This window comes from Paractinoplanes deccanensis, from assembly GCF_016862115.1.
Lineage (GTDB): Bacteria > Actinomycetota > Actinomycetes > Mycobacteriales > Micromonosporaceae > Actinoplanes > Actinoplanes deccanensis.
This window is the reverse complement of record NZ_BOMI01000134.1, coordinates 1-12,847: the sequence shown is the minus strand read 5'-3', so window position 1 is coordinate 12,847 and position 12,847 is coordinate 1. Positions and strand designations below refer to the sequence as shown.

Below are 12,847 nucleotides of genomic sequence, written 5' to 3'. Positions count from 1 at the left end.
CGCTAGTGGTGAGTGCCAAGCAGGTCGGGACGGTGGGGTCTCGGGCACGGCGTCGCCATCGGCGCGGGGCCACGGGGCCGGTCGTCGCGGGCTATCCGGCTCGGCCTGAGGACGTCACGACGCCAGGTGGTGACGTCCGCAGAGTTCCGCAACGTGCGGAGGGCGGGGCCAAGCGGCCCGGCACCGCGTATGTCCAGGAGGACAAAGCCGTATGGCCAAGATCATCGCATTCGACGAGGAAGCTCGTCGCGGCCTCGAGCGGGGCATGAACCAGCTCGCCGACGCCGTAAAGGTGACGCTGGGCCCCAAGGGCCGCAACGTCGTGCTCGAGAAGAAGTGGGGCGCTCCCACCATCACCAACGATGGTGTGTCGATCGCCAAGGAGATCGAGCTCGAGGACTCCTACGAGAAGATCGGCGCCGAGCTGGTCAAGGAGGTCGCCAAGAAGACCGACGACGTCGCCGGTGACGGCACGACGACGGCGACCGTCCTCGCCCAGGCGCTGGTTCGTGAGGGCCTGCGCAACGTGGCCGCCGGCGCCAACCCGATGGCCCTGAAGCGGGGAATCGAGGCCGCCGTGGCCAGCGTCTCCGAGGGCCTCCAGCAGCTCGCCAAGGACGTGGAGACCAAGGAGCAGATCGCCTCCACCGCCTCCATCTCCGCCGGTGACTCCACGGTCGGCGAGATCATCGCCGAGGCCATGGACAAGGTCGGCAAGGAAGGCGTCATCACCGTCGAGGAGAGCAACACCTTCGGCCTCGAGCTCGAGCTCACCGAGGGCATGCGCTTCGACAAGGGCTACATCTCGGCGTACTTCATGACCGACGCCGAGCGGATGGAGGCCGTCTTCGACGACCCGTACATCCTGATCGCCAACAGCAAGATCTCCGCGGTGAAGGACCTGCTCCCGATCCTCGAGAAGGTCATGCAGGGCGGCAAGCCGCTGGTCATCATCGCCGAGGACGTCGAGGGCGAGGCCCTGGCCACCCTGGTCGTCAACAAGGTCCGTGGCACCTTCAAGTCCGTCGCCGTCAAGGCCCCGGGCTTCGGTGACCGCCGCAAGGCCATGCTCGAGGACATCGCCATCCTCACCGGTGGCGCGGTCATCAGCGAGGAGGTCGGCCTCAAGCTGGACGGCGCCGACCTGAGCCTGCTGGGCACCGCCCGCAAGGTCGTCATCACCAAGGACGAGACCACCATCGTCGACGGTGGCGGCAACGCCGAGCAGATCCAGGGCCGGGTCAACCAGATCCGCGCCGAGATCGAGAAGTCGGACTCCGACTACGACCGCGAGAAGCTGCAGGAGCGCCTGGCCAAGCTGGCCGGCGGTGTTGCGGTCATCAAGGTCGGCGCGGCCACCGAGGTCGAGCTCAAGGAGCGCAAGCACCGCATCGAGGACGCCGTTCGCAACGCGAAGGCGGCCGTCGAGGAGGGCATCGTGCCCGGTGGTGGCGTCGCCCTGGTGCAGGCCGGCAAGACCGCGTTCGACAAGCTCGACCTGGTCGGCGACGAGGCGACCGGCGCGCAGATCGTCAAGCTCGCGCTCGACGCCCCGCTGCGTCAGATCGCCGTGAACGCCGGCCTCGAGGGCGGCGTCGTGGTCGAGAAGGTGCGCAACCTCGACGCGGGTCACGGCCTCAACGCCGCGACCGGCGAGTACGTCGACCTGCTCGGCGCCGGCATCATCGACCCGGCCAAGGTCACCCGCTCGGCGCTGCAGAACGCCGCGTCGATCGCCGCGCTGTTCCTCACCACCGAGGCCGTCGTGGCCGACAAGCCCGAGAAGACCCCGGCTCCGGCCGGTGCCCCGGGCGGCGGTGACATGGACTTCTGAGTCCAGTCTTAGATTGGCGGGTCCGCTTCGGCGGGCCCGCCTTTCGCCTTTCCCGGGGACCGCGGGCCGGGTGTCAGTCGGTCGGGCGGCGGGCGCCCACCCAGTAGAGGACGCCGCCGATCGCGACCGTTATGGCGCCGGCGGTGATGACGGCGGGGATGTCGTCGCCGGTGACGGGGAGCGGCAGGATGCCGGGGGCCGGGATGTCGGTGGGCGGCAGGGCGGGCTTGCCCACGGTGACGGTGATGGTGGCCATGGCGACGTTGCCCTCGGCGTCGACCACCTCGTAGGTGAAGCTGTCGACCCCGGCGAAACCGGGCGCCGGGATGTAGGTGACCGTGCCGTCGGCGTTGAGGACCGCTGTGCCGTGAGCCGGCGCGCCGAGCTTGTGCACGGTGACGGGGCGGCCGTTGGCGTCGGTCGTGGGCATGAGGATGCCGATGGCCTTGCCCGGTTCGGCGGCGGCCACGCGGTCGGGGACCGAGGGCTTGTAGGGCTTGCCGGGCACCTGGGGTGGCGCGGGCGAGCTGGGCGGTCCGGTCCCGGTGGACGGCCTGGTCCCGGTGGGCGTCGCGGTTGCGCTGGACGGCCTGGCCGGCGATGAGGTGGTGGCCGTCGGCGAAGGGGGACCGGTGGGCGGCGTTGTCCCCGGTGGAGTGGTCCCCGATGGCCTGGTGGTCGGTCGCGTCGTCGGCGGTGGCGTGGTGGCCGGTGGCGTTGTCGGCGGTGGAGGCGCCGTCGACGAGGCGGTCCCGGTGGGCGTGGTGGTCCCGGGCGGCGTGGTGGTCCCGGGTGGCGTGGTGGTCCCGGGTGGCGTGGTGGTCGGCGGGGTGGGGACGGGCGGCGAGGTCGTCGCGGGTGGCGTGGTGGTCGGTGGCGTTGTCGGCGGCGGAGTGGTGGTCGTCGGTGGCGTGGTCGCCGGCGGCGTGGTCGTCGGAGGGGTGGTCGCGGGCGGCGTGGTCGGGGGTGCCGTGGTGGCCGGCGGCGTGGTGGTCCCGGTCGGGGTGGTGGTCGGCGGGGTGGTCGTGGGTGGCGTGGCGGTCGGGGGTGGCGTCGTGGGCAGCGGGGCGTTCACGTGCACGGTGATCTGGGCGCTCGCGGTGTTGCCGGCCTGGTCGCGGATGGCGTACGAGAACGTGTCCGCGCCGGCGAAGCCGCCCGCGGGCTGGAAGCGGATCCGGCCGTTCGGGAGGAGCGTCGCCGTGCCGTGTGCCGGCGTCGCGACCGTGTCGACGGTCAGGGGAAGCTCTTCCGGGTCGGTGTCGTTGGCCAGCACGGGGATGTCGATCGGGGTGCCCGACGGTGTCGTCACCTCGTCGTCGGCCGCGGCCGGGGGCCAGTCGACAGTGATCTGGACCGTGCCCGTGTCGGTGCGTCCCAGGTCGTCAGTGAGCACGTAGGCGAAGGCGTCCGCGCCCGGCGAGTCCGCGTCGGCCCGGTAGGTGACCGTCCCGTCCGGGGCCAGCGCTGTCGCGCCCTCGGCGGCCGGGCCCACCGAGGCGACCGTGAGCAGTTGGCCGGTGTTGGGGTCGTGGTCGTTCGCGAGCACGTCCACCACCGTGGTGATCGCCGGCCGTACCACGAACATGTCGTCCACCGCGATCGGCGCCGCGTTGCGGACGGTGATGGTGACGGTCCCCGAGACGGCCATGCCGTCGGTGTCCTCGATCGTGTAGGTGAACGCGTCCGTGCCGTAGAAACCGCTTACCGGCGTGTAGGTCAGTGTCTCGTCGGACTCGCGGGTGACCGTGCCCTGCGCCGCCGCGGTGAAGCCCACCAGCGCCAGCGGGTCCCCGTTCGGGTCGCTGTCGTTGGCGAGCACGTCGACGGTCACCGGGGTGTCCGTGTCGGTGGCGGCCGCGTCGGTGCCGGCGACCGGCGGGGAGTTGACCACACCGATCGTGACGGTCGCCGTGGAGGTGTCCTGGCCGTCGCTGAGCGTGTAGTCGAACGAGTCGGTGCCGTGGAAGCCCGAGCCGGGCGTGTACGTGATCTTCCGGCCGGGTCCGGCCGCCGCGGTGCCGTTCGAGGGCGCCGCGCTGATCGAGAGGGTCAGGGGCGTGCCGTTCGGGTCCTCGTCGTCGTTGGCGAGCACGTCGATCGCCTCGGGCAGGTTCGTCCGCACGGTCACCGAGTCGTCCCGGGCCACCGGGACACCGTTCGCCACGGTCACCGTCACGCGCGCGGTGTCCGTACCACCGCGGTTGTCACCCACCGTGTAGTCGAACGTGTCGGTGCCCGAGAAGCGGGCGTCCGGGGTGTAGGTCAGCGTGCCGTCGGGGTTGCGCGCGACCGAGCCGTTCGGCGGGTCCGTGGTGCCGGTGACCGCCAGGGTGTCCGTGGTGTTGGGATCGGTGGCGTACGAGAGCACGTTGATCACCACCGCCGTGCCGTACGGGGTGGTCGCGCTCCGGTCCGCCGCGACCGGCGGCGCGTTGCCCACGGTGACCGTGACCGTGGCGGTCGACGTCAGGCCGCCGTTGTCGGCGATCTCGTAGGTGAACGTGGCGACGCCCGAGAAGCCCGCCGGGGGCCGGTAGCGGATGCCGCCCGGCTCGGCAGTGGCCGTGCCGGCGCCGGGGGTGCCGACGGTGGTGACCCGGATCGTGTCGGCGAGGTTGGGGTCGCGGTCGTTGCCCAGCACGTTGACCAGGATGTCCGTGAGGTACGGCGTCGAGGCGTGATCGTCGGCCGCGGTCGGTGCGGCGTTCTCCACGTCGACGTACGCCTGGCCGGTCGCCTGGCCGCCGTGGCCGTCGTCGACGACGTACGTGAAGGCGGCCCGGCCCGAGAACGACCAGGACGGCTGAAAGGTGACCAGGTCGCCGATGCGGCTGACCGTGCCCGCCGAGGACGGCGTGACCGCGCCGAGGGAGCTGACGTGCAGCGTGTCGCCCGGGTTCGGATCGGTGTCGTTGGCCAGCACGAGCAGGGTCACGGGCGTGGCCGGGCGGGTGCTGGTGATGTCGGTGTTGGCGACCGGTGGGGCGTTCGCGGTGGTCACCGTCGCGGTCCCGGTCGCGGTGCCGCCGTGGCCGTCGGAGATCGTGTACTGGAACGAGTCGGCGCCCGACCAGCCGTGCACCGGCGTGTAGCGGACGGTGTTGTCGGCGAGGACCACCGCACTGCCGTGCGCGGGCTGGCCGGTGATGGTGACCGTGAAGCTGGTGTTCGGGTCCTCGGGGTCGGTGTCGTTGTCCCGCACGGCGAAGGTGACCGGGGTGCCGGGGCCGGTGGCCGCCGTGTCGGCCACGGCCACGGGCGGCGAGTTGACCCGCAGCGTGGCGGTGGCGGTGTCGTTGGCCGAGGAGGTGTCCCGGCCGCTGCCGAGGACGCGCAGGGTGGCCGTGGCGGCGTTCGCGGCCCCCGAGGTGACGACCGCGGGGACCGTCACGGTCTCGCTGCTGCCGCTGACCAGCGGGCCCACCGCGCACGTGACGACCTGGCCGGCGGCCGTGCAGCCGGCCGGCAGCGTGCCGGGGCTGACCCCGGCGGGCAGGGTGAGCTCGGCCCGGGCGGCCGGCTCGACGTCGGGCCCCCGGTTGGTGACCGTGGCCGGGTAGCTCACCGTGCCGGGCGCGGCGCGCTGCACGTCGGCGGGGCTCACGGCCAGCCCGGCGGCGAGGTCGACGGCGGGCTGCTGGACCGTCGAGGCCAGCGTGCCGCCGACCGCGGCGACGCTGACGTTCGTGGTGCGCCCGGTGTAGGTGACGGAGACCAGGTTGGCGATCGCGTACTGCGGCGGGGTGTCGAGCGCGACCCGCACCCGGAACGTCACGGTGGTGGTGCCGAGATAGGGGATGCTGCCCAGGTCGAAGGTGACGACCCCCGCGGCGTAGACACCACCTCCGGTGGCGGAGCCCGGCACGTACGTGGTGTAGGTGGGGATCGGGTCCGAGAGGCGCACGCCGTCGGCGGTGTCGCTGCCCTCGTTGCGGACGACGATCCGGTATTCGATCTCGTCGCCCTGGAGCAGGTCGCCGCCGTTGACGTCGGTGCCGGTCATCGTCGTGGTGATCCTGGGGGCGTAGAGGTCGATGGTGATGGTGATGACGCCGGGGTAGTAGGCGTCGCCGCTCGTCGACATGGTCAGCTTCGCCTGTTTGGCGCCGTTCGCGAGCACGCCGCTCGCGTCGTACTGGTCGATGTCGAAGCCCAGCAGGTTGCGGTAGTTGGGGTCGCGCCCGCCGACGATCGCGCCGTTCTCGCTCACCGTGCTGTTGAAGGCGTTGGTGGCCGGGTTCGCCGCGTCGCTCAGCGCCCGCCCGTTGAGCTCCAGGCTGTCGCCGGTCGTGCCGAGATCGCCCTCGTACGCGACCGCGCCCACCTGGGCGTGCACGGTGCCGGAGTGCGGGGTCTCGAAGCCGGTCACCGGGATGTTCACGTCGGCCGAGGTGATCGAGCCGAACCCGTCGTAGACGCGCAGGCTGCGCATCGGCTCGGCGGGATTGCCGTACGCGATGACCAGCGCCCACCCGGCGTACCGGTCGGCGCCGGTGCCGGCCTGGATGTTCGCCACCGAGTACGTCCCGTTGCCGGCCCCGGCGACCAGCGACGTCACGTCGGCGAAGCCCTGGTAGGACCCGCCCGAGGTGGCCGAGTAGACGTCGTCGGCGGTGATCGCGGTCCACGCCGTGCCGGCGGGCGTCCGGAACTGGACCTTGTTCTTGTTGGCCGCCGAGGGGGCGGGGAAGCCGCCCGTGCCGAGCGTCGTGTCCGCGCCCCAGTAGAGGCCGGCGAAGAGCACGGTGCTGCCCGCGGGCAGCGTGACGGTCGAGCTGCTGTCGTTGAACGTCGAGGACGCGTCACCGTCGGTGTCGGTGTTCGTCATCGTGTAGCCGTTGTCGTTGAGCAGCGTGCCCGTCACGCCGCTGCCGGTGCGCGCCGAGGTGCAGCCGAGCGCGAGGACCGGGCAGGTCAGGTTGGCGTTGCCGCGCAGCAGCACGGCGCCGTTCGCGTTGACGTCGAAGCGGGTGGTGAACGGCGTCGAGATCGCCGCGCCGGCGCGTCCCGTGACCAGTGTGGCCAGCGTGACCGCGACCGCGAGCAGCATCGCCGCCGCCATCCTCGGTCCGCGCACGATCGTCACGGTAGGCGCGGCGAGCGCCCGGCGTGACCGAATCGGCGATCAGGTCCGGTCGCGGCCGCGGCGGCGGGATTCCCTCGCCGGGGTGACACGCGGGAGCGCTAACGTGGGACGGGTGCGCGATCCCTCCGTCTCCCGCTACGCGGCCGGCCGGCTGTCCCCGATCCGTCGCGTCGCCGATCTCCGGCGCCTCCGCGACGAGCAGTTCGACGTGTTGGTCATCGGCGGCGGGGTCACCGGCGCCGGCGCCGCGCTCGACGCCGCCTCCCGCGGCCTCAAGGTCGCCCTGGTCGAGGCGCGTGACCTCGCCGCCGGCACGTCCAGCCGCTCCAGCAAGCTGATCCACGGCGGCCTGCGCTACCTCGAGCAGCTCGAGCTCCACCTGGTGCACGAAGCGCTCACCGAGCGGGGGCTGCTCTCCACCCGGCTGGCGCCCCACCTGGTGCGCCCGGTGCCGATCCTGGTGCCGCTGCCGGCCGGCAACCCGGCCGCGCGGGTCGGCCGCCGCGCCTACTACGGGCTCGGCGTCGCCGCGTACGACGTGTTCGCCGGTGTCTTCGGCAACGGCCGGGGCATGCCGCTGCACCGCCACCTGACCCGCGACGGCGCCCGCCACCTCTTCCCGAGCCTGCGGGCCGAGGCGGTCAGCGGCGCGATCCGCTACTACGACGGCCAGGTCGACGACGCGCGGCTGGTGGTCACCCTGGCCCGCACGGCGGCCAGTATGGGCGCGGCCGTGGTGACCAGCGCCCGCGTGGTCGGCTTCGTGCGCGAGGCCCGCGAGGTGGTGGGCGTGCGCGTCCGCGACCTGGAGGCGCCCGACGAGCCCGAGTTCGAGGTCCGCGCCCGCACGGTGGTCGCCGCCACCGGGGTGTGGAGCGACGACATGTCCCAGATGCTCAGCGACGTGGGCGTCCGGCCGGGCCTGCGGGTGCGCGCCTCCAAGGGCGTCCACCTGGTGGTGCCGCGCTCGGCGATCACCGGCGAGGCCGGCCTCATCCTGCGCACCCCCACCTCGGTGCTCTTCGTCATCCCGTGGGGCGGTCACTGGATCATCGGCACCACCGACACCGACTGGCAGCTCGACCGGTCCCACCCGGCCGCCTCCGCCCGCGACATCCGCTACCTGCTCGACCAGGTCAACACGGTGCTCGACCGGCCGCTGACCACCGACGACATCGAGGGCGTGTACGCGGGCCTGCGCCCGCTGCTGTCCGGCGAGGCCGAGTCGACGTCGAAGCTGTCCCGCGAGCACGCGGTGTTCGAGCCGATGCTCGGCCTGATGCTGGTGGCCGGCGGCAAATACACGACGTACCGGGTGATGGCCGCCGACGTCATCGACCGGGCGGCCCGCCGGCTCGGCTCCGAACGGCCCTCCGAGACCGCCCAGCTCCCGCTGCTCGGCGCCGACGGCTACGCGGCCGCCTGGCGCGACCGGCACGACATCGCCCGCCGCCACGGCGTCCCCGCCGGCGTGGTCGAGCACCTGCTGGAGCGGTACGGCACGCTCAGCGTCCACCTGCTCGCCATGATGAAGGCCGACCCGGCGCTGGCCGTCCCGCTGCGCGGCGCGCCCGAATACCTGGCGGCCGAGGTGGCCTACGCGGCGCTCGCCGAGGGCGCGCTGCACGTGGACGACGTGCTCACCCGGCGCACCCGGATCTCGATCGAGACCACCCACCGGGGCACCGAGTCGGCCGAGCACGCGGCCCAGATCATGGGCGAGGTGCTGGGCTGGGACACGGCGGTGCGCGAGCGGGAGGTCGAGCACTACCTGGCCCGGGTCGCCGCCGAGCGGCAGTCGCAGACGATGCCCGACGACCTGACCGCCGACGCGGCCCGGGTCGGCTCGCCCGACGTGCGGGGCTTCGCCGCCGATCGCGGGGTCGACCTGCTCCAGATCGACCTTTGATCCTCGTCGACGAGCCGCTCTGGCCGGCGCGCGGCCGCCTCTGGTCACACCTGGTGAGCGACCTCTCGTACGAGGAGCTGCACGTCTTCGCCGAGATGCTGGGCGCGCCGCGCCGGGCCTTCGACCGGGACCACTACGACATCCCGGAGACGCGCTTCCGCAGCGCGGTGTGGCTCGGCGCGACGCTGCTGCCCTCCCGCGAGCTGGCCGCGCGGCTGCGCGCGGCCGGCCTGCGGCGGCCCAAGCACCTCAATCGGTCAGGCTCGTGAACTCCCGCTCCAGGTTGGCCCGCGCCCGGGCCTCCCACTGCTCGCGCAGCGGCGCCAGGCGATAGATCGAGGGCAGCTCGAGCAGGGCCTTGAGCACCTGCGCCCGGCCGGCCCGGAAATCGTCGTCCGGCACGTGTGCGTACTCGTCGCGGATCGCCGCGGTGTACGCCGCGTACGCCTGATCGTCGCCGGCCAGCACGGCCAGGTCGGCGTCGCAGAGCAGCTCGCCGTCCAGGTCGTTCTCCTCGGTGGCGTGCCCGGCGGTCAGCCCGACCAGGCGGGCCACCTCGGCCGCCGCCTCCTCGGGCACCCCCAGCGTCACCAGCAGCCCGGCCGCGAACTCGGCGCTGTCCCGCTCGTTCGCGTCGCCGAGCGCCCGCGGGTCGTAGACGGCGTCGTGCATCCAGGCCGCCAGCCGCACCCGCTCCGGATGCGGCGCCAGCTCCGCGTGACGATCGACGACCGCCAGCACCGCGGTCAGGTGCGCCACCGTGTGATAGTGCCGCTGCGGCTCCGACCAGCGGGTCAGCAGATAGCCCCCGGCCGCGTCGAGGTCATCGTCCGCCGCCGTCGCGCCCGCCGCCCGGGCCGCCTGCCGAAACCGTTCCACGAGATCTTCCACGCGGCCCATCCTGGCACGTCGCCGTGACGGCCCGGCCGGTCCGCCGGACAAGCTCTAAGGTCATCAAGGTGACCTCGCCCGCCCGCCGGAGCCTCACCGGCACCCTCACCAAGGCCGGGGACCGGTCGCGCACCGGCTTCCGCGCCGGGCTGCGGCGGGTGCGCGGCGGCCTCGCGCTCGCCGTCCAGGCCGGGGTCGCGTCCGGGCTCGCCTGGTTCGTCGCGCACGACCTGATCGGCCGGCCCGCGCCGTTCTTCGCCCCGATCGCCGCGGTGATCACGCTGGCCTCGTCGGTCGGCCAGCGCGTGCGGCGCACCGCCGAGCTGGTCGTCGGCGTCGCCATCGGCATCGGCATCGGCGACGCGCTGATCCTGCTGATCGGCAGCGGCCCGTGGCAGATCGGCCTGATCGTCGTGCTCGCCGTGCTGGTCGCCACGGCCGTGGGCGGCGGAACCCCGCTGGTCGTGCAGTCGGCGTCGTCCGCGGTGCTGGTCGCCACCCTCACCTCCAGCACCGGCCTGCCCTGGACCCGATTCCTCGACGCGCTGGTCGGCGGCGGCATCGGGCTGGTCGTGATGACCCTGGTGCTGCCGCTCAACCCGCTCAGCGTGGTGCGGCGGGCCGCCGACCCGGCGCTGCAGGCCCTCGCCGACGGCCTGCACCGGGTCGCTGCCGGCCTGGGCGAGAAGGACCGCGACGAGGTACGCGACGCGCTGGCCGGGCTGCGCGAGGCCGAGGGGACGTTCGCCGCGTTCTCGGCCGCGGTCACGGCGGCCCGCGAGAACGTGGCCTTCGCGCCGGCCCGGTGGCGCAGCCGGGGAGCGCTGGCGCTGTACGTCGAGGGTGCCGACCAGATCACGTACATGCTCCGGAACGTCCGCGTGCTCAGCCGGCGGGTCGACACGGCGCTCGGCGACGACGAGCCGGTCCCGCCGGTGCTGCCGGTCTCGGTCGCGCTGCTCGGCGACGCGGTCGAGCTGCTCAAGCAGGAGTGGGCCAAGGGCGTCGAGCCGGAGGCGGCCCGCGAGCGGGCGCTGCGCGCCGCGACCGAGTGCGGACGCGCGTACGAGGAAGGGGTGGGCTTCTCCGGCGGTGTCATCGTGGCGCAGATCCGGACGGCCGCCACCGACCTGCTGCGGGCCAGCGGCGTCGACTACGCGGAAGCGCCGAGACTGGTGCGGCGTGCCGTCGGCTGGCACCTGCGGCCGCGCTCCGGCAAACGCCGCACCCGCTCTTGATCGTCCTCTTGATCGTTTGGGGGCGTCCTCGGGGCGGCCCGGCGTCGACCGGGTGACTACGCTGGCGGCATGGCCGACGTTTCGCCGGGTGCGCCTGTGCCGCCCGTCCCCCACGAGCTGCCGCCGGCCGCGACCGCGGGCAAGCCCCGCACGGGTTGGCGCCGCTGGCTGCCCATCGCCGGCGTCGTCGCGTTCCTGCTGGCCGGCGCCATCGGGCTGCTGCTCTACCTCGGCTTCAACATCGGCGTCACCAGCCTGCTGGTCGGCCTCGTCGCGGCCGTGCTGCCCGTACCGCTGCTGGTCTCGGCCTTTCTCTGGCTCGACCGCTACGAGCCCGAGCCCATCCGCTACCTGGCGTTCTGCTTCGTCTGGGGCGCCGCCATCGCCACCTCGGTGGCCCTGGCGGTCAACACGACGATGGCCTGGCTCTTCGACAAGTGGGGACTGCCCGAAGCCCTGGTCGCGGTGATCGTGGCCCCCTTCATCGAGGAGTCGATGAAGGCGCTCGGCCCGTTCCTGCTCTTCTGGCGCCGCCGAGCCGAATGGTCCGGCATCACCGACGGCATCGTCTACATCGGCCTCTCCGCCCTCGGCTTCGCCATGGTCGAGAACATCCTCTACCTGGGCGGGCACGGCTACGCCTCGGGCGTCGAGGAATACGGCCCGGCCACCGGCCTGCAAAACCTCTTCGCGATCTTCATCGTCCGCATCCTGTTCACCGGCTTCGCCCACCCGCTGTTCAGCTCGATGACCGGCATCGGCCTGGGCATAGCGGCCCGCTCCGGCGACCGCCGGGTGCGCTGGCTGGCACCCATCGCCGGCCTGCTGCTGGCGATGATCCTGCACGGCACGTTCAACCTGCTGCCCACCCTGACGGCAAGCCTCGGCCAACCCCTGATCATGCTGTACGGCTACCTCGGCTTCATGGTGCCGTTCTTCTTCGCGGTGGTCGGCTTCGCGATCGCGCTGCGCAGCTGGGAGGGCCGCCTGACCGAGCGGATCCTGCCCTACTACGTGCACACGGGCTGGTTCTCCCCACCCGAGGTCGCCGCCCTGGGCAGCCTCGGCCGCCGCTACTCCGCCCGCCAGTGGGCCCGCCGAGTAGCGGGAACGGCCGGCCAGAAGGCGATGCGAGGCTTCCAGTTCGCCTCCACCCAGCTGGCCCTGCTCCGCGACGGCATGCAGCGGGGCCTCGACCGCAAGCCGGCCGAGCTCGAAAGAGCCGCCGCCGAGGAACACCGCCTCCTCACCGAGATCCTCGAATACCGAGCGGTCTTCACGGGGCGCGACCCGGCTACGCCGCGGGCCTTCTGGAACGGGCAGGCCTACCAGATCGCCTTCCCCGACGGCGTGACCCGCACGGTGGCCGCACCCGCGGAGCCGGTTGTCCCGATCCCGGTGGCGGCGCCGCAGCCGGTTTTTGCTTATCCGGGGGCGGGGGCCTTGCCTTACGGGCAGCCTGGTTACGGTCAGCCCGGTTATGGCCAGCCTGGCCACGGGCAGCCTGGCTATGGTCAGCCCGGCTACGGTCAGCAGCCTGGCTATGGGCAGCCTGGCTATGGGCAGCCTGGCTATGGGCAGCCTGGCTATGGTCAGCCCGGCTACGGTCAGCAGCCTGGTTACGGCCAGTCCGGTTACGGCCAGCCCGGTTTTGGTGAGTCCGGTTATGCCCAGCCCGGTTACGGTCAGCAGCCGGGTTATGGCCCGCCCGGTTATGGCTCGCCCGGTTACGGCCAGCAGCCCAGCGTTGGCCCGCCGCCTAGTTACGGCCTGCCGTCCGGATACGGGCCGCAAGCGCAGCCCGGCTACGAGCCGGCGCCGAATCCTGCCCCTTCCCCGGGTCACGGTGCTCAGCCGAACTATGGGCAGGCGCCGGCCTCGGGTGC

7 protein-coding genes are annotated in these 12,847 nt (G+C 72.9%); 5 read left to right on the top strand and 2 right to left on the bottom strand.

The window, feature by feature from the left end; translation table 11 throughout:
- The first annotated feature begins 211 nt into the window (after positions 1-211).
- The gene (groL, locus tag Ade02nite_RS33135) at positions 212-1,834 is read left to right on the top strand and encodes a chaperonin GroEL (protein ID WP_203772463.1); all 1,623 of its coding nucleotides are present in this window, start codon (positions 212-214) and stop codon (positions 1,832-1,834) included.
- Between the two features lie 73 nt (positions 1,835-1,907).
- Here groL and Ade02nite_RS33130 read toward each other — a convergent pair whose 3' ends face one another.
- Positions 1,908-6,914, bottom strand: coding sequence for an Ig-like domain-containing protein (locus Ade02nite_RS33130; RefSeq protein ID WP_203772461.1), 5,007 nt, complete (start codon positions 6,912-6,914; stop codon positions 1,908-1,910).
- A 121-nt stretch (positions 6,915-7,035) separates the two neighbouring features.
- On the opposite strand from Ade02nite_RS33130, the gene Ade02nite_RS33125 reads away from it, so the two are divergent.
- Both Ade02nite_RS33125 and Ade02nite_RS33120 read left to right on the top strand, forming a co-directional pair.
- Positions 7,036-8,832, top strand: a complete 1,797-nt coding sequence (locus Ade02nite_RS33125; protein ID WP_203772459.1) for a glycerol-3-phosphate dehydrogenase/oxidase — start codon at positions 7,036-7,038, stop codon at positions 8,830-8,832.
- Positions 8,829-9,101 (top strand): DUF4031 domain-containing protein, encoded by a 273-nt coding sequence (locus Ade02nite_RS33120; RefSeq protein WP_203772457.1) that lies wholly within the window; start codon positions 8,829-8,831, stop codon positions 9,099-9,101. Before Ade02nite_RS33125 ends, Ade02nite_RS33120 begins: the two co-directional genes overlap by 4 nt.
- Here the strand turns inward: Ade02nite_RS33120 and Ade02nite_RS33115 are convergent.
- On the bottom strand, positions 9,082-9,732 hold the full coding sequence (locus Ade02nite_RS33115; RefSeq protein WP_379036957.1) for an HD domain-containing protein: 651 nt from the start codon (positions 9,730-9,732) through the stop codon (positions 9,082-9,084). The two genes, Ade02nite_RS33120 and Ade02nite_RS33115, sit on opposite strands and share 20 nt — an antisense overlap.
- 59 nt (positions 9,733-9,791) lie before the next feature.
- On the opposite strand from Ade02nite_RS33115, the gene Ade02nite_RS33110 reads away from it, so the two are divergent.
- On the top strand, positions 9,792-10,961 hold the full coding sequence (locus Ade02nite_RS33110; protein WP_203772453.1) for an FUSC family protein: 1,170 nt from the start codon (positions 9,792-9,794) through the stop codon (positions 10,959-10,961).
- 69 nt (positions 10,962-11,030) lie between these two features.
- Positions 11,031-12,847 (top strand): PrsW family intramembrane metalloprotease (locus Ade02nite_RS33105; protein WP_203772451.1); only part of this gene is annotated, 1,817 nt, incomplete at its 3' end.

Excerpts from the sequence above, each read along its gene's own strand:
- Ade02nite_RS33115 (WP_379036957.1), bottom strand. The coding sequence starts at position 9,732 with ATGGGCCGCGTGGAAGATCTCGTGGAACGGTTTCGGCAGGCGGCCCGG.
- groL (WP_203772463.1), top strand. The coding sequence starts at position 212 with ATGGCCAAGATCATCGCATTCGACGAGGAAGCTCGTCGCGGCCTCGAG.